General features: G+C 58.0%; 17 protein-coding genes, 3 tRNA genes and 1 other RNA gene. 15 read left to right on the top strand and 6 right to left on the bottom strand.

Annotation, left to right across the window (positions count from 1 at the left end; translation table 11 throughout):
* Nucleotides 1-92 precede the first annotated feature (92 nt).
* From CKF42_RS14345 to CKF42_RS14330, 4 genes are all read left to right on the top strand, one after another.
* Nucleotides 93-168 (top strand) — tRNA-His (locus CKF42_RS14345).
* Between the two features lie 16 nt (nucleotides 169-184).
* A tRNA-Leu gene (locus CKF42_RS14340) sits at nucleotides 185-271 on the top strand.
* Nucleotides 272-291: 20 nt separating this feature from the next.
* Nucleotides 292-368, top strand: a tRNA-Pro gene (locus CKF42_RS14335).
* 32 nt (nucleotides 369-400) lie between these two features.
* A non-coding RNA gene (locus CKF42_RS14330) (RtT sRNA) lies at nucleotides 401-530 on the top strand.
* A 985-nt stretch (nucleotides 531-1,515) separates the two neighbouring features.
* Here the strand turns inward: CKF42_RS14330 and hemY are convergent.
* The 4 genes from hemY to hemC are packed head-to-tail and all read right to left on the bottom strand — an operon-like array spanning nucleotide 1,516 to nucleotide 5,539.
* A complete protein-coding gene (gene hemY / locus CKF42_RS14325) occupies nucleotides 1,516-2,712 on the bottom strand; it encodes a protoheme IX biogenesis protein HemY (RefSeq protein ID WP_009088436.1) in 1,197 nt (398 codons plus the stop codon).
* 2 nt (nucleotides 2,713-2,714) lie between these two features.
* Entirely contained in the window at nucleotides 2,715-3,848 is a 1,134-nt protein-coding gene (hemX, locus tag CKF42_RS14320; protein ID WP_009088438.1) for a uroporphyrinogen-III C-methyltransferase, read from the bottom strand.
* A gap of 24 nt (nucleotides 3,849-3,872) precedes the next feature.
* Nucleotides 3,873-4,601: a uroporphyrinogen-III synthase gene (hemD, locus tag CKF42_RS14315; protein WP_046100954.1), complete on the bottom strand. Its 729-nt coding sequence runs from the start codon at nucleotides 4,599-4,601 to the stop codon at nucleotides 3,873-3,875.
* On the bottom strand, nucleotides 4,598-5,539 hold the full coding sequence (gene hemC / locus CKF42_RS14310; RefSeq protein ID WP_111208493.1) for a hydroxymethylbilane synthase: 942 nt from the start codon (nucleotides 5,537-5,539) through the stop codon (nucleotides 4,598-4,600). Before hemC ends, hemD begins: the two co-directional genes overlap by 4 nt.
* A gap of 317 nt (nucleotides 5,540-5,856) precedes the next feature.
* On the opposite strand from hemC, the gene CKF42_RS14300 reads away from it, so the two are divergent.
* From CKF42_RS14300 to CKF42_RS14260, 10 genes are all read left to right on the top strand, one after another.
* Nucleotides 5,857-8,415 (top strand): class I adenylate cyclase, encoded by a 2,559-nt coding sequence (locus CKF42_RS14300; protein WP_009088443.1) that lies wholly within the window; start codon nucleotides 5,857-5,859, stop codon nucleotides 8,413-8,415.
* Between the two features lie 147 nt (nucleotides 8,416-8,562).
* Nucleotides 8,563-8,763, top strand: coding sequence for a lipoprotein (locus CKF42_RS14295; protein WP_009088446.1), 201 nt, complete (start codon nucleotides 8,563-8,565; stop codon nucleotides 8,761-8,763).
* Nucleotides 8,764-8,791: 28 nt separating this feature from the next.
* Entirely contained in the window at nucleotides 8,792-9,616 is an 825-nt protein-coding gene (gene dapF / locus CKF42_RS14290; RefSeq protein WP_111208492.1) for a diaminopimelate epimerase, read from the top strand.
* Nucleotides 9,613-10,317, top strand: coding sequence for a DUF484 domain-containing protein (locus tag CKF42_RS14285; RefSeq protein ID WP_009088449.1), 705 nt, complete (start codon nucleotides 9,613-9,615; stop codon nucleotides 10,315-10,317). Before dapF ends, CKF42_RS14285 begins: the two co-directional genes overlap by 4 nt.
* A complete protein-coding gene (gene xerC, locus CKF42_RS14280; protein ID WP_111208479.1) occupies nucleotides 10,314-11,219 on the top strand; it encodes a tyrosine recombinase XerC in 906 nt (301 codons plus the stop codon). The genes CKF42_RS14285 and xerC overlap by 4 nt, the downstream gene beginning before the upstream one ends.
* On the top strand, nucleotides 11,216-11,932 hold the full coding sequence (gene yigB, locus CKF42_RS14275) for a 5-amino-6-(5-phospho-D-ribitylamino)uracil phosphatase YigB (protein WP_009088454.1): 717 nt from the start codon (nucleotides 11,216-11,218) through the stop codon (nucleotides 11,930-11,932). The genes xerC and yigB overlap by 4 nt, the downstream gene beginning before the upstream one ends.
* Nucleotides 11,933-12,044: 112 nt before the next feature.
* Nucleotides 12,045-14,207 (top strand): DNA helicase II, encoded by a 2,163-nt coding sequence (gene uvrD, locus CKF42_RS14270; protein ID WP_009088456.1) that lies wholly within the window; start codon nucleotides 12,045-12,047, stop codon nucleotides 14,205-14,207.
* A gap of 67 nt (nucleotides 14,208-14,274) precedes the next feature.
* Nucleotides 14,275-14,331 (top strand): YsgD/CorL family protein, encoded by a 57-nt coding sequence (ysgD, locus tag CKF42_RS21525; protein WP_350769477.1) that lies wholly within the window; start codon nucleotides 14,275-14,277, stop codon nucleotides 14,329-14,331.
* A 178-nt stretch (nucleotides 14,332-14,509) separates the two neighbouring features.
* On the top strand, nucleotides 14,510-15,463 hold the full coding sequence (gene corA, locus CKF42_RS14265; RefSeq protein ID WP_009088458.1) for a magnesium/cobalt transporter CorA: 954 nt from the start codon (nucleotides 14,510-14,512) through the stop codon (nucleotides 15,461-15,463).
* Between the two features lie 96 nt (nucleotides 15,464-15,559).
* Nucleotides 15,560-16,612 carry an AbrB family transcriptional regulator gene (locus CKF42_RS14260; protein ID WP_111208478.1) on the top strand — a complete coding sequence of 351 codons (1,053 nt, stop codon included), beginning with the start codon at nucleotides 15,560-15,562 and terminating at the stop codon, nucleotides 16,610-16,612.
* Here CKF42_RS14260 and rarD read toward each other — a convergent pair.
* A complete protein-coding gene (rarD, locus tag CKF42_RS14255) occupies nucleotides 16,583-17,482 on the bottom strand; it encodes an EamA family transporter RarD (RefSeq protein WP_009088462.1) in 900 nt (299 codons plus the stop codon). The genes CKF42_RS14260 and rarD overlap by 30 nt on opposite strands.
* A 20-nt stretch (nucleotides 17,483-17,502) precedes the next feature.
* Complete coding sequence (locus CKF42_RS14250) at nucleotides 17,503-17,973, bottom strand: thioesterase family protein (RefSeq protein WP_009088464.1); 471 nt, start codon at nucleotides 17,971-17,973, stop codon at nucleotides 17,503-17,505.
* A gap of 193 nt (nucleotides 17,974-18,166) precedes the next feature.
* Here CKF42_RS14250 and pldA point away from each other — a divergent pair, with 193 nt between their 5' ends.
* Nucleotides 18,167-19,045: a phospholipase A gene (gene pldA, locus CKF42_RS14245; protein WP_009088467.1), complete on the top strand. Its 879-nt coding sequence runs from the start codon at nucleotides 18,167-18,169 to the stop codon at nucleotides 19,043-19,045.
* Nucleotides 19,046-19,052: the final 7 nt, after the last annotated feature.

Genomic DNA, 19,052 nt, shown 5'->3' with positions numbered 1-19,052 from the left:
TTGTGCGCATGAGCTTCGGTGGTTGATTTACCGCGGTTGGCAGTAAAGATTTACATGCTGCAGGTCTTTGACTTGTAACATTAAGTACAGTGGTGGCTATAGCTCAGTTGGTAGAGCCCTGGATTGTGATTCCAGTTGTCGTGGGTTCGAGTCCCATTAGCCACCCCAGATTTTGCTGGGATACGCGAAGGTGGCGGAATTGGTAGACGCGCTAGCTTCAGGTGTTAGTGTCTTAACGGACGTGAGGGTTCAAGTCCCTCTCTTCGCACCAGGCAAAACAGTTAAAAAAATCGGCGAGTAGCGCAGCTTGGTAGCGCAACTGGTTTGGGACCAGTGGGTCGGAGGTTCGAATCCTCTCTCGCCGACCATTTTTAGAAACCTGTCTGAAAAGACAGGTTTTTTTTCGTCTGAAAAAAAGAGGATGAGAACCTCCGAAGGAGGTTTGAGCCGAGCGTAGCGAGACAACGTTGCTTCAGCAACGGCCCGGAGGGCGCTGCTCGCAGAGCAGTGTAATCCTCTCTCGCCGACCATTTTTAGAAACCTGTCTGAAAAGACAGGTTTTTTTTCGTCTGTAGAAAAGTGGGTGAGGACCTTTGCAGAAGGTTCAGGCAGGTACGGCGAGATAAGTTTGCTGTAAATCTGAGCCTGCGAAGGGAACACGGTCAGATCGGAAAGTCGCTTAAGCCATCCCTGGACGCTTTCCTCCTCTGCCCGTGTTACCTGCACGTTGAGCTTCTTCATTGCTGTAAACCCTCTGAAGCTTATGTCAGTACTTAATGCGTCTGCCAGACTTAAAGCGAAGGGAGCATACGCCTGTAGCAAAGCATAGCGGGCCAGGGATGGCCCGCGCTGAGCCTGCCATGGATGGCGTCTTTTGCGTCTTTGCGAAAGGCGTATGCTCCCTGAAGCCCGCACTGTGGTGAGAGCCGGCGTGCTCGTTAGCGTATTGTTTGATGCCAGATTACCCGCTTTGAGTGAGTCAGTTGTCAGAGAAGGTTGCTGAAGCAGAATCGCTAGCGTCGTGAATTGCCGACAAATAAGTTATTGTTATTTATAGATTCATAAAGAGTCCGGGCTCGCTGTCTCCGTTCAGAGACAGAGAAAGTCTCTGCTGTCGCCGGATACCGACACTTACCCGCCATCTGCTCCGCTGGAGCACTCAGCCTCTTCGATAACCGAATGATTTAAAATAATTTTTAAAATAACCTTCAAACTGGCACGGCTTGTGCAATACTCCTGCTGTAGATGCTCATTCCACCTCTTATGTCTGCTGATGCTGCATAAACCTGGGAATGATGCAGAGCCAATTTTAGGTACCTGTTGTCTGCCTGCCTGTATCGCGAAAGCCTTACAGGATTACCAGACACCACGTTGAGTCGGGTACCTCCCGGTTGTCTTACCGACCTGATCTTACACCTGCCACTGGCAGGTGTTTTTTTTTGCCTGAGGAGAAGGAGCGGCAGATTGCGGGCACAAAAAAGCCGGGCGAGCCCGGCTTAGTTAGCTTTGCGCCTGTCAGGCGCCAGGATTATTTTTCAGCGTCAGCAGTAAGCCTTCACGGCGCATCTTCGCGGCCTCTTCCGGACGATGCAGACGATCATACACATCCGCCAGCCACGCATAATCGAATGCGTCAGGACGCTGTGCCAGCGCCTGCTGCAGAGCATCCGCTGCCTGCTGCCACTCTCCATGACGCATCAGCAACTGTCCCAGCGTGCTGTGCAGCAGCGGCGTTGCGCCATGCTGTTTGATCTGCTGACGTAAGGCCTTCTCAAGTGCTTCCGGATTGCCGCTTTTAATGCGGGGCATCAGCAGCACCAGACGATCGTCATAATGACGCTTGAGGCCTTCCAGCACGATCGACTGCGCGGTGTCATGGTCGTTACACTCAATCAGGTGATCCGCCATGGCGACCTGCAGCGTGGTATCCTGACGGGTCTTACGGCTCAGCGTATTCCACCAGCGCTTCAGACCGTCACTGCCCTGATCGGCCATCGCCTGATTCATCAGGCCCAGCCAGGCCTGCTGCTGCAACGCGTCGCGATGGAGGTCGTCGCCGACCTGCGCTTTCTGCATCGCAGGCAGAATATCCAGCAGCGCACTCCAGGCGCCGGTACGGACATAGGCCTGTTCAGCCAGACGCAGCACTTCAGGATGACGCGGTGCCACTTCCAGCAGACGATCGATGCTGTGACGTGCAGCGTGATCTTCATTGCGCGCCAGCTGAATACGTGCGCGGGCAATTTCTACCGGAATAGTATTGTTTTCGGACAGCTCTGCCGCGCGTTCAAGATGCTGGTTGGCACGCACTTCATCACCGCGCTGCTGCGCGGCTTCCGCAGCCAGCAGGTAGTTTGCTACCGGCACATCCGCGTGATCGGCATCTTTAGAGAGCAGTTTTTCCGCCTGACGGTGGTCACCTTCCGCCAGCTTCATCAGCGCAGTCTGCGTATGACGCTGGGCGCGGCGGCGTTTACGTCCGGTAAACCAGCCACGGGTGCGTGCGCCGGTTCGCAGCACGCGACGCAGCAGCCACTCCACGGCCAGAATTACCAGCAGGCTGAGAATAAGGATAATCACCAGCCCGGTGACGCTGGTTTCGATATTCCAGTTATCAGTCTGAATCAGCACATAGCCTTGATGACCGGCAATCATCGGTCCCAGTACCACGCCCGCAATCAGCAGGATAAAGAGGATAAATACCTTAAGCATGCTTAGCCTCCCTGCTGAGTGGCAGCGGCAGAGGGCTGAGCTAACAGGTTCCGCACACGGGTCTGCATCAGCTGTTCCAGCAACGGCTGGCTTTCCAGCGTGTCAGGCAGATCCATATTGATGTTCTGCTGGCTCAGCTCATCCAGCTGGGCAAGGAAGGCTTTCGTTGCCGCATCGTTAGTGTCATACCAGGCGCGAACCCAGGCGGAGACGGTATCGATAGATTGTTTGTAAATCTCATCCTGATGACGCGGCACAGCCTGCGCTGCGATCAGCAGACGCGAGCGGATATTCTCACGCAGATAGACATCCTGATTCGGGGCCAGCAGCGGCTGGGCGGTGTTATCGCGGCGGCGGATGGTAATAAAGTCATCCATAAAGTTGTGCCAGCTCTTCACCAGGTTCTGACGCCACTCGCGCACGGAACCCGACAGTTCGCCGCCATCGCTGTCCATCGGCGCATCATCGCTGTCGTTGTCTGCCAGACGCAGATTATCGACGTTGTTCGACAGCTGATTCAGCTTGAGGATCACGCCGTCATAATCGACCTGCGTGACGGAGGAGAGATTGCTGATGTCCTGGGTCAGGGCGCGACGCACGTTCATTACGCTAGGATCGTTCATGTCGGCCAGGCTGGCATCAGCGCTTTTCAGCAGCGCAGCGGCGGTCGTGACATCCTGATCGCTCCAGAGCTTGCGGCCAGCCAGTTTCACCAGATAATCGGCCTGAGCCAGCAACCAGCTGCGCACGTCATTGCCGGAAATCACGGCCATTTTTTCGCGCAGGGTTTCCAGCTCTTTGGCTGACGCGTTCTGCTGGGCCTGTGCCGTCTGCAGTGCGGTTTCAGCGCCGCTCAGCTGCTGAGTCAGCTGCTGTTTGTCGCTGCTGGCCTGCTGCTGCAGCGCACTCAGCTGGTCACTCAGCTTCTGATTGGTTTGTGCCTGTAAATCAGCCTGATGTTTCCCGTAAAGGTATAAACCTGCACCCATCGCCAGCGCAATGACGATCGCCACTGCCCCCAGCGCCATGCCACCTTTATTCGCATTGCGCGGAGGCGTGTCGTTGCTGGAGAGAGAGCGGTCGACCGCTGGGGTGGTTTCTTCAACCATGGCGGAGGAGTCTTTTTGTTCCGTCATATGTGGCACATCCCATTGTTAAGTTCATCGTAACGCGCGCAGCAGCGCATCGTTATCGGCACCATCGGCTACCTGAATATCCTGCCAACCCAATCCTGCGGCCAGGGTAGCCAAACGTTCACTGACGACAATCAGTCGGCAGTTGAGCAGCCATTCCTCGCGATCGACTGCGGGGAACAGCGAAAAGAGCTGTTGTAACATTTCACCGCTGGTGACCACCAGTACCGAGACGCCGCGATCGCGCCAGCGGCGGCCTTCGACCGGTCCGTCGTAATGCTTCTGACAGCGCTGGTAACAGGCAGCAAACGTCACCTCAGCACCACGCCGGGTTAATGTCTCTGCCAGCAATTCGCGTCCGGGGTCGCCGCGCAGGATCAGCGCACGTTTACCGGCAATCTGCTGCAGTGTATTCAGCTGAATCAGTTCTTCACTGGTTTCATGAGCATGGGGCCATGTTACCTGCCGGCCGCTGGCGGTGTGAAACGCCAGCGCAGTGCTGCGACCAATTGCATAATAGTCCAGCTCGCCGGGCCATGCTTTGATCGCGTGCTGCGCGTAGTGAATAACCTGCTGAGAAAGAATGAAAACCAGGTCGCCCGGGCGGAGGGCGGCGAGCTTCTGAGGCAGAAAGGGGAGGTCCGCGCCCGGTGCGAACTCGATTAGCGGCAGGCTCCACGCCTGCCTGCCAAGGGCATGCAGGCGTGACACCAGCTCTGCCGCGGCGGGTTCCGGGCGCGTCACCAGAATGGTCATGCCGGTGGCTGCCCCTGGTAAACGTCCTGCAGAATCTCACGGGCGCCACCGTCCAGCAGCTCGTCGGCCAGTGAAATGCCCATCTCGCGGGCCTGATCCCGCGGACCACGACGCTCGCCGCTGACCATCACATGACCATCCGGTGCACCGACCATGCCGCGCAGCCAGAGTTCATCGCCTTCCAGCACGGCGAAACTGCCGATAGGCACCTGACACCCCCCTTCGAGACGGGTATTCATGGCGCGTTCCGCTCTGACACAGACTTCCGTGTCGTCGTGATTCAGCGCCTGCAGCAGGCCGATCAGGGTGGTGTCATCCAGACGGCATTCAATACCGACTGCGCCCTGGCCCACGGCGGGTAAGGAGACTTCAGCAGGCAGGGCCTGACGAATACGATCTTCCAGTCCCAGACGTTTCAGCCCGGCAACGGCGAGAATAATCGCGTCATATTCACCGGCATCCAGTTTGCTCAGACGAGTGCCCACGTTGCCCCGCAGCGAGCGGATCACCAGATCCGGGCGGCGAGCGCTAATCTGGCACTGACGACGCAGGCTGGAGGTGCCGACAATAGCACCCTGAGGCAGCGCGTCCAGGCTGTCATAATGATGAGAAACGAACGCATCGCGCGGATCGTCGCGCTCGCAGATGGTTACGAGGCCCAGACCTTCAGGGAAATCGACCGGCACATCTTTCATTGAGTGCACCGCCATATCGGCCCGGCCATCCAGCATCGCCAGTTCCAGCTCTTTGACAAACAGACCTTTACCGCCGACTTTCGCCAGCGGCGTATCAAGAATAATGTCACCCTTGGTGACCATTGGCACCAGTTCAACGCGCAGTCCCGGATGGGCGCTCATCAGGCGTTGCTGTACATAATGTGCCTGCCATAATGCGAGCGGGCTTTGTCTTGTAGCAATTCTGAAAATTTTGTCTAACATGCTGTTAACCATTTTTATCGTTCACTGAATATCCTATCATCTCTGGGTGAATACTGTCAGTTTCAACGGATTGAAAACGGCCTGTGAGCGGTTTCAGGCCCGGTTCATCAAGCCATCACGTGGGAACCAGTGCTGAAAAGGCGGGAAGCTGGTAAGAACGTGCTAAACTGTTAAGTAGCGCAACTTTCTTTACGGTCAATCTGCCGGGTGTTAGATTGATCACGTTTCCAGCAATTATCTGCCCACTTTTTTACTTTTATAAGCGGCAGAGCGGGGAAACAGGGTGCTTAAACACTGGGACAATCAGGCGAAACGTCTTGTACCTCTACATTGAGACACTGAAACAGAGACTGGATGCAATCAACCAGCTGCGCGTTGATCGTGCGCTGGCTGCTATGGGACCCGCTTTTCAGCGCGTCTACAGTCTGCTGCCAACCTTATTACATTATCAACATCCGCAGATGCCGGGTTACCTTGAAGGTAACGTTCCACATGGCATCAGCTTTTTCACGCCTGATGAAAACCAACGTCAGCTACTGGCCGATCTCACAGGTGACAGCGACCTGCGCCATGCCGATGCGCCGAAAGGCGAAATGCCGATCACGGCGATCTACTCCATGGGCAGCACCTCCTCTGTCGGGCAGAACAGCGTCTCAGATCTCGATATCTGGGTCTGCCATCAATCCTGGCTGGATAATGAAGAGCGGCTGAATCTGCAGCGCAAATGCACGCTGCTGCAGAAGTGGTGCGTCTCGATGGGCGTGGAAGTGAGCTTCTTCCTGATCGACGAGAACCGCTTCCGTCACAACGAAAGCGGCAGTCTGGGCGGTGAAGATTGTGGCTCAACGCAACACATTCTCCTGCTGGATGAGTTTTACCGCACCGCGGTGCGTATGGCGGGTAAACGCCTCCTGTGGAATATGGTGCCGGGCGAAGAGGAGCATCACTACGACGATTACGTGATGTCGCTCTATGCCAAAGGGGTGCTGACGCCTAACGAGTGGCTCGATCTGGGCGGCCTTGGCACCCTGTCGGCGGAAGAGTATTTCGGTGCCAGCCTGTGGCAGCTCTATAAGAGCATCGATTCGCCCTATAAAGCGGTGCTGAAGACCCTGCTGCTGGAAGCCTACAGCTGGGAATATCCGAACACCCAGCTGCTGGCGATGGACATTAAACAGCGTCTGCACGATGGCGAAATCATCTGCTTCGGGCTGGACCCTTACTGCATGATGCTGGAGCGCGTGACGCACTATCTGACCAGCATCGACGATCAGCCGCGTCTCGACCTGGTGCGGCGCTGTTTCTATCTCAAAGTGTGCGAAAAGCTCAGCACGGACGACCATCCGCAGCGCAGCGGCTGGCGTCGCGAAATTTTATCGCAGCTGGTGAAAGAGTGGGGCTGGAACGACGAGAAGCTCGCTATCCTGGATAACCGCGCCGGGTGGAAAATCGAGCGCGTGCGTGAAGCCCACAATGAACTGCTGGATGCGATGATGCAGAGCTATCGCAACCTGATCCGCTTTGCCCGCCGTAACAATTTAAGCGTGAGCGCCAGCCCGCAGGATATCGGCGTGCTGACCCGTAAATTGTATGCCGCCTTTGAGGCGTTGCCGGGCAAAGTGACGCTGGTGAACCCGCAGATTTCACCCGATCTCTCTGAGCCGAACCTGACCTTTATTCATGTGCCGCCTGGCCGTGCCAACCGCTCCGGCTGGTATCTCTATAATCAGGCGCCGGATATGGATTCGATCATCAGCCATCAGCCGCTGGAATATAACCGCTATCTGAACAAGCTGGTGGCGTGGGCGTGGTTCAATGGCCTGCTGACCCGCAAAACCCGGCTGCATATCAAAGGCAATGACACCTGCGATCTGGCGCGCCTGCAGGAGCTGGTTAACGACGTCTCCAGCCACTTCCCGCTGCGCCTGCCTGCGCCGACGCCCAAAGCGCTCTACAGCCCGTGCGAAATTCGGCACCTGGCGATTATCGTGAACCTTGAGCACGACCCGACGGCGGCCTTCCGCAATCAGGTGGTGCATTTTGACTTCCGCAAACTCGATGTCTTCAGCTTCGGTCAGCAGCAGCAGTGTCTGATTGGCAGCATTGACCTGCTCTACCGTAACTCCTGGAATGAGGTGCGAACCCTGCACTTCAGCGGTGAACAGGCGATGATCGAGGGACTGAAAACCATTCTGGGCAAGATGCACCAGGATGCCGCACCGCCAGACACGGTAGAGGTCTTCTGCTACAGCCAGCATCTGCGCGGTCTGATTCGCACGCGCGTTCAGCAGCTGGTGTCCGAGTGCATTGAGCTGCGCCTCTCCAGCACACGTCAGGAGCCTGGCCGCTTCAAGGCGCTGCGTATGGCTGGCCAGACATGGGGACTCTTCTTTGAACGCATGAGCGTCTCCGTGCAGAAGCTGGAAAACGCGGTAGAGTTTTATGGCGCGATCTCCAATAACAAGCTGCACGGGCTGTCGATCAAAGTCGAAACCAACCAGACGCCGCTGCCGCCGGTGGTCAACGGCTATGCCAGCGAAGGCATTATTCAGTTCTTTTTTGAGAACACGACGGACGACCAAGGTTTCAATATCTATATCCTGGATGAGTCCAACCGGGTTGAGGTTTATCATCACTGCGAAGGCAGCAAAGAGGAGCTGGTGCGCGACGTCAGCCGGTTCTACTCCTCCTCGCACGATCGCTTTACCTACGGGTCGAGCTTCATCAACTTTAACCTGCCGCAGTTCTACCAGATAGTGAACACCGGCGAGCGTTTTCAGGTGATACCGTTCCGCAGTCAGACGCTGACCCAGCTCTGCACCAGCCAGCCTGACAACGACAACAGCGACTATCAGCCACGCTATCAGGTGCACTGATGCCGACCGGCTGCCTGCGCTCAGCAGGTGGCCGCGCGCTTCCTGACCGCTTATCAGGTTCACGCTATTTGCGGGGATTTCCTGTTGCTTTTCCACCTTCAACTGCGATGATAAGCATCCAGGTAAAGGACATGAAGAGCATAAAGAATGAAGAAAGTGATAAGCCTGTTTGCCATGACACTGGCAGTAATCAGCCTTGCAGGTTGTGGTCTGAAAGGGCCGCTTTACTTCCCGCCGAAGGATCAGCCGAAGAAACAACAAGCGCCGACCGAACGCCAGAAAGCGGACGCCTCTAAAGCCGATGTGGGCGGGCTGGTAACCGGCAATTCAGGCGTAAAAGCGAACTAATCTGATGGCTTACCCGGCGGAGCAAAAAATGCAGTTCTCCAAAATGCACGGTCTCGGCAACGATTTTATGGTTGTGGATGCGGTGACGCAAAACGTCTTCTTTTCGCCGGAATTGATCCGCCGGCTGGCCGATCGTCATCTGGGGATCGGCTTCGATCAGCTGCTGATTGTTGAACCGCCCTACGATCCCGATCTCGATTTCCACTACCGCATTTTCAACGCCGACGGCAGCGAAGTGGCTCAGTGCGGTAATGGCGCACGCTGCTTTGCCCGCTTTGTGCAGCTGAAAGGGCTGACCAACAAAAGCGATATCCGGGTCAGTACCCAGAATGGCCGCATGGTGTTAACCGTGACGCCGGACGATCAGGTGCGCGTGAACATGGGCGAACCGAACTTTGAGCCGCAGCAGGTGCCGTTCCGTGCCAATAAAGCGGAAAATCTCTATCTGCTGCGCGTGGCCGAACAGACGGTGATGATGGGCGCGGTGTCGATGGGCAATCCGCACTGCGTGATTCAGGTTGAAAGTGTGAAAACCGCACAGGTTGAACTGCTGGGTCCGATTCTGGAAAGCCATGAGCGCTTCCCGGAGCGGGTCAATGTGGGCTTCATGGAGATCGTCAATCCCGAACACATCCGCCTGCGCGTCTACGAACGCGGCGCGGGAGAAACGCAGGCGTGCGGCAGCGGCGCCTGTGCTGCCGTGGCATGTGGCATCCAGCAGGGCATTCTGGCACCCAAAGTGCGTGTCGATCTGCCCGGCGGAACCCTGCATATCACCTGGAAAGGGGCCGGACAGCCGCTCTACATGACCGGTCCTGCGACACACGTCTACGATGGGTTTATTCATCTATGAAAAATATCGAAGAGCAGGCTGACAGTTCGGTTCTGCTGGACGATCAGGCCGTCAGTGATTATCTGCGGCAGAATCCCGATTTCTTTATCCGTAACGCCCGCGAAGTGGAACAGATGGCCGTGCCGCATCCGGTTCGCGGCAGCGTCTCGCTGGTGGAGTGGCATATGGCGCGTCAGCGCAACCACATCCAGCGGCTGGAAGAGGAGATCACGCTGCTGATGGAGCAGGCCAGCGCCAACCATGAGCTGTTCGATCGTCTGCTGTCGCTGGAGAGCCATCTGGCCGCGGCTGACTCGCTGCAGGATATGCTCAACCGGCTGCATCGCTGGGCGCGAGAGCTGGGGCTGGCGGGTGCCAACGTGCGGCTGTTCAGCGATAAATGGCTGCTGGGCGCCCCCTCCGATTTCTTCCAGCTGAGCCTGTCACGTCAGGCCTTCGAACCGCTGCGTATTCAGCGTTTCGGTCATCAGCACCACTATCTCGGCAACATCAACGGCCCGGAACTGCTGCTGCTGCTGCCGCAGGCTAAAGCGATCGGCTCGGTGGCGATGTCGCTGATGGGCGAAGCGGGCGACCTCGGCGTGCTGATTTTCAGCAGCCGCGACAGCCAGCACTATCAGTCAGGCATGGGAACGCTGCTGTTGCAGCACCTGTCACAGATGATGCCAGGTCTGCTGTCGCGCTGGGTTGAACGCGCATGAGCAGCGCGCTGCAGGAGGCCGTTGACGGATTTCTGCGCTTCCTGAAAGTGGAACGCCAGTTAAGTCCGCTGACCCAGAGCAGCTATGCGCGCCAGCTCGCTGCGCTGGTCGCGATTGCGGATGAGATGAAGCTCAGCAGCTGGGCCGCGCTGGAGCCAGCCCAGGTGCGCAGTATGGCGGCGCGCAGCCGCCGCGCCGGACTCTCGGCCAGCAGCCTTGCGCTGCGTCTCTCAGCCCTGCGCAGTTTCCTGGACTGGCAGGTCAGTCAGGGTATGCTCACCGCTAACCCCGCCAAAGGGGTGATGACGCCGCGTAAAGCGCGCCATCTGCCGAAGAATATCGACGTTGACGAAGTGAATCAGCTGCTGGAGATCGATCTCAGCGATCCGCTGGCCGTTCGCGACCGGGCGATGCTGGAGGTGATGTATGGCGGCGGGTTGCGTCTCTCTGAACTGGTCAATATGGATTGCCGCCACGTTGACCTCGATTCCGGTGAGGTGTGGGTGGTGGGTAAGGGCAGTAAAGAGCGCCGGGTGCCGATTGGCCGCACGGCCGTGACCTGGATCGAACAGTGGCTGCCGCTGCGTGAGACCTTCGGCTGTCAGGATGATGCGCTGTTTCTTTCAACGCGCGGCAACCGCATCTCGCCGCGCAGCGTGCAGAAGCGCTTCGCCGAATGGGGCATTCGCCAGGGCGTCGCCAGTCATATTCATCCACATAAGCTGCGTCACTCCTTTGCAACGCATCTGCTGGAATCCAGCGGCGATCTGCGCGCCGTGCAGGAGCTGCTGGGGCATGCGAACCTGTCGACGACCCAGATCTATACCCATCTCGACTTCCAGCATCTGGCTTCGGTGTATGATGCTGCGCATCCCCGCGCCAAACGAGGAAAGAACGAATGAAGTTTTATCGTCCGCTGTCGGCCATCAAAGCCATGACTTTCGACCTTGATGACACGCTTTACGATAACTACCCGGTGATCCGCCGCACCACGCTGGAGTCGCATGCCGCGTTACAGGCTTTTCATCCGGCGCTGCGCGACTTTACGCCGCAGGATTATCAGCAACTGCGAGATGAGCTGTTGCAGCGAGAGCCCGACATCTTTCACGACGTTTCGGAGTGGCGCCGCCGTTCGGTTGAGCTGGCGATGCTGAATATCGGCCTCTCTGCGGCGGAAGCCACGGCGGGCGCGGCAGAGGTGATGGCGGTCTTCCACCAGTGGCGGAGTCAGGTTGTGATGCCGGAGGAAACCCATCAGACGCTGAAAGCGCTGGCGGAGAAGGTGCCGCTGGTGGCGATCACCAACGGCAACGCCAGCCCGGAAAAAATGGGTATTGCCGGCTATTTTCAGTTCACTCTGCGCGCCGGGCCCGACGGGCGCGCCAAGCCGTGGCAGGATATGTATCAGCTGGCGGCGCAGCGTCTTGCTATCGCCCCCCACCATATTCTGCATGTGGGCGACGATCTCACCACTGACGTGGCGGGTTCGCTGCGCGGCGGGCTGCAGGCGTGCTGGATTAACCTGCGGCAGGGCAACCTGATGCATATCCCGGACGCGCGCCTGTTGCCGCATGTCGAAATTTCGCGGTTGGCATCACTCACCTCACTGCTATAATGGCTGTAAATTTATCCAGTCGTTGCCGCTTTCAGCTTTGCCGCCAGCCTTGCCTGTGGCAGGCGCAATACCGCGCGCGATGACGGCGTTTTCTCTTTGGTAACCGGTGCTTATGGACGTTTCTGAACTGCTCGATGGGTTAAATGACAATCAGCGTGAGGCCGTAGCGGCCCCGCGCAGTAACCTGCTGGTGCTGGCAGGCGCGGGCAGTGGCAAAACGCGGGTGCTGGTGCATCGCATCGCCTGGCTGATGTCGGTAGAGAACTGTTCACCCTATTCCATTATGGCGGTGACCTTTACCAACAAAGCGGCGGCGGAGATGCGTCACCGTATTGAGCAGCTGATTGGCACCAGCCAGGGCGGGATGTGGATCGGGACCTTCCACGGTCTGGCGCATCGCCTGCTGCGTGCTCATCATCTTGACGCCGGTCTGCCACAGGACTTTCAGATCCTCGACAGTGAAGATCAGCTGCGCCTGCTTAAGCGCCTGATTAAATCGATGAATCTGGATGAGAAGCAGTGGCCTGCGCGCCAGGGCATGTGGTACATCAACGGCAAAAAAGATGAAGGCCTGCGGCCAAAGCATATCGAAAGCTACGGCAATCCGATTGAGCAGACCTGGCTGCGAATCTATCAGGCCTATCAGGAAGCGTGCGATCGCGCCGGTCTGGTGGACTTTGCCGAGCTGCTGCTGCGCGCGCATGAGTTATGGCTCAACAAGCCGCACATTCTGAATCACTACCGCGAACGCTTCACCAACGTGCTGGTGGATGAGTTCCAGGATACCAACAACATTCAGTATGCCTGGATTCGGATGCTGGCGGGTGACAGCGGCCGGGTGATCATCGTGGGTGACGATGACCAGTCGATCTACGGCTGGCGCGGCGCGCAGGTCGAAAATATCCAGCGCTTCCTGCAGGATTTTCCCGGCGCGGAAACCATCCGTCTGGAGCAGAACTACCGCTCAACCAATAACATCCTGAAAGCCGCCAACGCCCTGATCGCCAATAACAATGGCCGGCTGGGTAAAGAGCTCTGGACCGACGGCAGCGATGGGGAACCGATCTCCATCTACTGCGCCTTCAATGAGCTGGATGAAGCGCGCTTCGTGGTGAACCGCATCAAGGTCTGGATGGAGAACGGCGGGGCGCTCAATGACTGCGCCATTCTCTACCGCAGTAACGCCCAGTCGCGTGTGCTGGAAGAGGCGCTGCTGCAGAGCAGCATGCCCTACCGGATTTATGGCGGCATGCGCTTCTTTGAACGTCAGGAGATCAAAGATGCGCTCTCCTATCTGCGTCTGATCGCGAACCGCAATGACGACGCGGCGTTTGAGCGTGTGGTCAATACCCCGACGCGCGGCGTGGGCGATCGGACGCTCGACGTGGTGCGTCAGACTGCCCGCGAACGTCAGATGACCCTGTGGCAGGCGACGCGCGAACTGCTGCAAACCCGTGCGCTGGCTGGCCGGGCCGCCTCGGCGCTGCAACGCTTCTGTGAGCTGGTCGATTCCCTGGCGACCGAAACCGCCGAATTACCGCTTCATGTGCAGACCGATCGGGTGATCAAAGATTCCGGTCTGTGGCTGATGTATGAGCAGGAGAAAGGCGAGAAGGGTCAGGCGCGAATCGAAAACCTTGAGGAGCTGGTGACGGCAACCCGCCAGTTCAGCTATCAGGACGAAGATGAAGATCTGATGCCGCTGCAGGCGTTTTTATCTCATGCGGCGCTGGAAGCGGGCGAAGGTCAGGCAGACAAATGGCAGGATGCGGTTCAGCTGATGACGCTGCACTCGGCAAAAGGGCTGGAGTTCAGCCAGGTCTTCATCGTCGGCATGGAAGAGGGGATGTTCCCGAGCCAGATGTCGCTGGATGAGGGGGGCCGGCTGGAAGAGGAGCGTCGTCTCGCTTATGTCGGCGTCACCCGTGCGATGCTCAAGCTGACGCTGACCTATGCTGAAACCCGCCGACTCTATGGTAAGGAAGTGTATCACCGTCCTTCCCGTTTTATCGGTGAGCTGCCCGAAACGTGCATTGAAGAAGTGCGGCTGCGCGCCAGCGTCAGTCGTCCGGTCAGCCATCAGCGGATGGGAGCACCGGTGACCAAAAATGACAGCGGATTCTCGCTGGGCCAGCGTGTTCATCACGCCAAATTTGGTGAAGGCACCATCATTAACCTGGAAGGCAGCGGCGAGCACAGCCGCCTGCAGGTGGCGTTTCAGGGGCAGGGAATCAAGTGGCTGGTGGCGGCTTACGCGAAGCTGGAAACGCTTTAGCGTGCGGTTGACGGCTTTTTCGTCTCAGCGTAACATGCGCCCACTATTATCATGAGAGGACAACGCCTTGGACACGCCCAGTCGATGCTGGCTCAATGACCTGGATACCAGGCATAACATCTAAGGCTACCTCTTTACGCGGGTAGCCTTAGCGGTTATCAGCGACCTCCCTTTTTGATCCCGTCGCACGAGTCAGCACTGATTTACCTTTGAAACTCTGTTTCCGTGTTCAGGCCGCCCGTTCTGTGTTGAGGAACGGCGGATTGCCTTGTCCCATTTAGTCTGCAATGGGGAGTATTGCTATGCTGAGCGCATTTAAACTGGACCACAGCCGCCTGACGCGACTGGAGCTGGAAGACGAAAACGACAAGCTGACCACCTCCGTCTGGGTCGATCTGATCGAGCCGGAAGAGGGCGAGCGTGACCGGGTGCAGTGTGAGCTGGGCCAGAGCCTGGCAACCCGACCTGAGCTGGAAGATATCGAGGCATCGGCGCGCTTCTTCGAAGATGAAGATGGTCTGCACATCCACTCCTTCTTCTTTTATGAAGATGCGGACGACCACGCCGGTAACTCCACGGTGGCGTTCACCATCCGTGAAGGCCGCCTCTATACCCTGCGCGAACGCGAACTGCCCGCTTTCCGTCTCTACCGCATGCGCGCCCGAAACCAGACCCTGATCGACGGCAACGCGTTTGAGCTGCTGCTCGACCTGTTCGAGACCAAAATCGAACAGCTGGCGGATGAGATCGAAAACATCTACAGCGCGCTGGAGAAACTCAGCCGGGTGATTATGGAAGGTCAGCAGGGCGAAGAGTACGATCAGGCGCTGTCACGCCTGGCAGAGCTGGAAGATATCGGCTGGAAAGTGCGTCTCTGCCTGATGGATACCCAGCGCGCCCTGAACTTCCTGGTGCGCAAAGCGCGTCTGCCGGGCAACCAGCTGGAGCAGGCGCGTGAAATCCTGCGCGATATCGAGTCGCTGCTGCCGCACAACGAATCGCTGTTCCAGAAGGTCAACTTCCTGATGCAGGCCGCGATGGGCTTTATCAACATCGAGCAGAACCGCATCATCAAGATCTTCTCGGTGGTCTCCGTTGTCTTCCTGCCGCCGACGCTGGTGGCATCCAGCTACGGGATGAACTTCGAGTTTATGCCGGAACTGAAGTGGAGCTTTGGCTATCCGGCGGCGATTGGCCTGATGATCCTGGCGGGCCTGGCACCCTATCTCTACTTCAAACGTAAAAACTGGCTGTAAAACGTTCCGGGCCATTATCGATGGCCCGTTCTGCTGGCTCCCGTCGCCATTTCTGCGTACTCTGTCCCCCCTTGTTTTTACAAATAATTAACTTTTATGGACGCTTTATCCTTACGCGCGCAGTGGGCGCTGCTGCTGCTGGTGTCGGTCCTGCTGGGGACGCTGCTGCACCACTTTCAGGTGCCCGCGGCGCTGCTGCTGGGCCCGATGGTGGTCGGCGTTGTGATGGGGTTATCAGGCGCAACGCTGCGCATCGACAGGCGGTTGTTCCTGCTGGCGCAGGCGGTACTGGGCTGCATGATTGCACAGAGCCTGTCGCTGTCGATTCTGACGCCGCTGATTCAGGAGTGGCCGGTGGTGCTGGCGGTGCTGCTGCTGACCCTGGCGGCCAGCGGCGTATCGGGCTTTCTGCTGGTGCGCTTCAGTCAGCTGCCTGGCCCGACCGGTGCCTGGGGATCGTCACCGGGTGGCGCATCCGCCATGGTGGCGATGGCGGGCGACTTTGGGGCCGACGTGCGGCTGGTGGCGTTCATGCAGTATCTGCGGGTGCTGTTTGTCGCCTCGGCGGCGGCGCTGGTGGCACGTATCGGCCTGGGGGATGAAGCACACAGCGTCTCGCTGCTCTGGTTTCCCGCCCTGAATCGCGGCTTTGTCATCACGCTGGCGGTGATGCTGGCGGGCGCGTGGCTGGGCACCCGGCTGCGCATCCCGTCGGGGGCGCTGTTGCTGCCCGCGCTGGCGGGGGCGGCACTGAACGGCAGCGGTGTTGCGGTACTCCAGGTGCCGGAGTGGCTGCTGGCTCTGGCCTACGCGCTGATCGGCTGGAGTGTCGGGCTCCGGTTCACCCGTCCGATTTTCCTGCTGGCGCTGCGCACGCTGCCGCAGATGCTCGCCTCCATCTTCGGGCTGATGCTGTTGTGTGGCGGGCTGGCGTGGATGCTGACGCAGATGCTGGATATCGATCTGATGACCGCCTATCTCGCCACCAGTCCGGGCGGGCTGGACACGGTGGCGATAATTGCCGCGGGCACCCAGGTCAACATGGCTTTTGTGATGGCGTTACAGACGCTGCGTCTGTTCACCATCCTGCTGACCGGCCCGGCGATGGCGCGCTTTATTTCACGCTACGCGCGCACGGGTGCGGAATGAAAACGCCACTGCATCGCAGACAAACACCAGCAGCGCCAGCCAGATGAAGCCAAAGGTGACCATCTTGTCTGGCGTGATGGTTTCCCCGTAGAAAACGACCGCCAGGATAAACATCAGGGTCGGGCCGAGATACTGAAAGAAGCCAACCGTGGAGAGACGCAGCCGGCTGCAGGCCGCCGCAAACAGCATCAGCGGAATGGTGGTGATAATCCCTGCCGCGACCAGCCTGAGGTTGAGGCTCAGCGGGTTAGCGGAGAGATGGCTGGTGGGGCTGTCGGCAAAGCCGAACAGATAGATGGCCGCCAGGGGGAACAGCCACAGGGTCTCAATCAGCATGCCGCTCTGAGCATCGACCTGAATCTTTTTACGCACCAGACCATACAGGGCGAAGCTCAGCGCCAGCCCCAGCGCAATCACCGGCAGCGAACCGAACTGCCACAGCTGCACCAGCACGCCGAGGGTGGCCAGCAGCACCGCCAGCCACTGGAGACGACGGAAACGCTCGCGCAGAAACAGCATGCCGAACACCACATTAATCAGCGGATTAATAAAGTAACCCAGGCTGGCTTCCAGCATATGCTGATTATTGACCGCCCAGATAAACAGCAGCCAGTTGCCGCCAATGGTCAGCGCGGTCAGCGCCAGCATCAGCACTTTTGCTGGCTGAGAGAACACGCTGCGTACGACGGGCCAGCTGCGGCTCAGCGTAATCAGCAGCAGCATAAACAGCGCAGACCAGATAACCCGGTGCGTCATGATTTCCGTGGCCGGAACCTGCTTCACCAGTTTGAAGTAAGCCGGCGCGATGCCCCAGATAAAGTAAGCCCCCAGGGCGAAACCCACGCCCTGGCGGGTTTGTTGCGTATCCATATGAGATCCAGATGGCGTGCTTAGCCGATAAGATAGGTGGCGGTTGCCGTGGCGATATAGTCGCCCTGTTGGTTGTGCAGCTCGACGCGCGCCACGGCGACTTTGTTACCGGCACGCAGCAGACTGCTGGTGGCGGTAAAGCGCTCGCCGCGTCCGGGGCGCAGATAGTCAACGCGCATATCGATGGTGCCCATGCGGGAGAGACGCTGGCGAAGCTCGGCTTCGCTGATGCTCTCCTGACGGGTCAGCGCGTTACTGACGCAGACCATGCCTGCCGCCACATCCAGAACCGACGCGATCACCCCGCCATGCAGGATCTGTTGTGCCTGGTTGCCCACCAGCATGGTTTTGTTGGCAAAGCTGATTTCGGCGTAGTCTGCCTCCAGGCGCATCAGTTCCAGACCCAGCGCCTGATTGAAGGGCATGTGATAAACGAAAATTTCGCCGACCAGCTGGCGAGCGTCCTGCGGTGTCAGCACGGGTGATGACATGATGATGTGTCCTGAAAAAATCGGGCCAGAGGGGCGCGCAATCTGAATGAGTTGTGTATTCTATGCCGCCTGCGAGGGGGTTTCCAGTTTAAGAAATCAGCACTCTTGCTCACTGCCATTTGCGTGTAGAATGGCCTGCTTTTTACGACACCCTTTCAGTTGTTTTGATACGCAGCGCTCACCGGAGAATTTTATGCGTAAGCATCGCGCCTTGCTGGCGGCAATGTTGATAATTCCTGCGCTGGCGCAGGCAGATGAAGCTCAGATCAAAGAGGTTCATGACGCGCCACAGGTTCAGGGCAGCATCATTGCTAACCTGCTGGAGAAGCATGATAATCCGTTTGTTCTCTATCCTTACGAGAACAACTATCTGCTCTACACCTACACCAGCGACCTGAATAAAGAGGCGATCTCCTCCTATAACTGGGGAGAAAATGCCCGCAAAGATGAAGTGAAATTCCAGCTCAGCCTGGCGTTTCCGCTGTGGCGCGGTATTCTGGGTGATAACTCGGTGCTGGCCGCCTCTTACACCCAGCGCTCCTGGTGGCAGCTGTCGAATCGCGGTGAATCCTCGCCCTTCCGTGAGACCAATTATGAGCCGCAGATTTTCCTTGGCTGGGCCACGGATTATTCGCTGGGTGGCTGGACACTGCGGGATGTCGAACTGGGTCTGAATCATGAGTCTAACGGACGCAGCGATCCCACTTCGCGCAGCTGGAACCGCGTTTATGCGCGGCTGATGGCGGAGAACGGGAACTTCCTGGCGGAGATCAAACCCTGGTATCGCATCCCGGACGGGGCAAATAATGACGACAACCCCGATATCACCAAATATATGGGTTACTACCGCACCCGGCTGGGCTATAAGCTGGGCGACAGTATCTTCAGCGTTGAAGGCAACTATAACTGGAACAGCGGTTATGGCGGTGCGACGATGGCCTGGAGCTACCCAATCAGTGAGCATGTCCGCTTCTATACGCAGGTGTTCAGCGGCTACGGTGAATCACTGATCGATTACAACCATCGCCAGACGCGTCTGGGTGTGGGTGTAACGCTCAACGACTTGTTCTAATCCCTAA

Source organism: Pantoea sp. ARC270 (genome assembly GCF_003236725.1).
Taxonomy (GTDB): Bacteria; Pseudomonadota; Gammaproteobacteria; order Enterobacterales; family Enterobacteriaceae; genus Pantoea; species Pantoea anthophila.
This window is presented reverse-complemented; position numbering and strand designations above follow the sequence as displayed.

Bases quoted from the DNA above. Each gene is read 5' to 3' on its own strand.
- CKF42_RS14260 (WP_111208478.1), top strand. From the start codon at position 15,560: ATGGACGCTTTATCCTTACGCGCGCAGTGGGCGCTGCTGCTGCTGGTG.
- yigB (WP_009088454.1), top strand. From the start codon at position 11,216: ATGAAGTTTTATCGTCCGCTGTCGGCCATCAAAGCCATGACTTTCGAC.
- pldA (WP_009088467.1), top strand. From the start codon at position 18,167: ATGCGTAAGCATCGCGCCTTGCTGGCGGCAATGTTGATAATTCCTGCG.
- CKF42_RS14250 (WP_009088464.1), bottom strand. From the start codon at position 17,973: ATGTCATCACCCGTGCTGACACCGCAGGACGCTCGCCAGCTGGTCGGC.
- uvrD (WP_009088456.1), top strand. From the start codon at position 12,045: ATGGACGTTTCTGAACTGCTCGATGGGTTAAATGACAATCAGCGTGAG.
- CKF42_RS14295 (WP_009088446.1), top strand. From the start codon at position 8,563: ATGAAGAAAGTGATAAGCCTGTTTGCCATGACACTGGCAGTAATCAGC.
- CKF42_RS14285 (WP_009088449.1), top strand. From the start codon at position 9,613: ATGAAAAATATCGAAGAGCAGGCTGACAGTTCGGTTCTGCTGGACGAT.
- hemX (WP_009088438.1), bottom strand. From the start codon at position 3,848: ATGACGGAACAAAAAGACTCCTCCGCCATGGTTGAAGAAACCACCCCA.
- corA (WP_009088458.1), top strand. From the start codon at position 14,510: ATGCTGAGCGCATTTAAACTGGACCACAGCCGCCTGACGCGACTGGAG.
- hemY (WP_009088436.1), bottom strand. From the start codon at position 2,712: ATGCTTAAGGTATTTATCCTCTTTATCCTGCTGATTGCGGGCGTGGTA.
- dapF (WP_111208492.1), top strand. From the start codon at position 8,792: ATGCAGTTCTCCAAAATGCACGGTCTCGGCAACGATTTTATGGTTGTG.
- xerC (WP_111208479.1), top strand. From the start codon at position 10,314: ATGAGCAGCGCGCTGCAGGAGGCCGTTGACGGATTTCTGCGCTTCCTG.
- hemC (WP_111208493.1), bottom strand. From the start codon at position 5,539: ATGTTAGACAAAATTTTCAGAATTGCTACAAGACAAAGCCCGCTCGCA.
- rarD (WP_009088462.1), bottom strand. From the start codon at position 17,482: ATGGATACGCAACAAACCCGCCAGGGCGTGGGTTTCGCCCTGGGGGCT.
- hemD (WP_046100954.1), bottom strand. From the start codon at position 4,601: ATGACCATTCTGGTGACGCGCCCGGAACCCGCCGCGGCAGAGCTGGTG.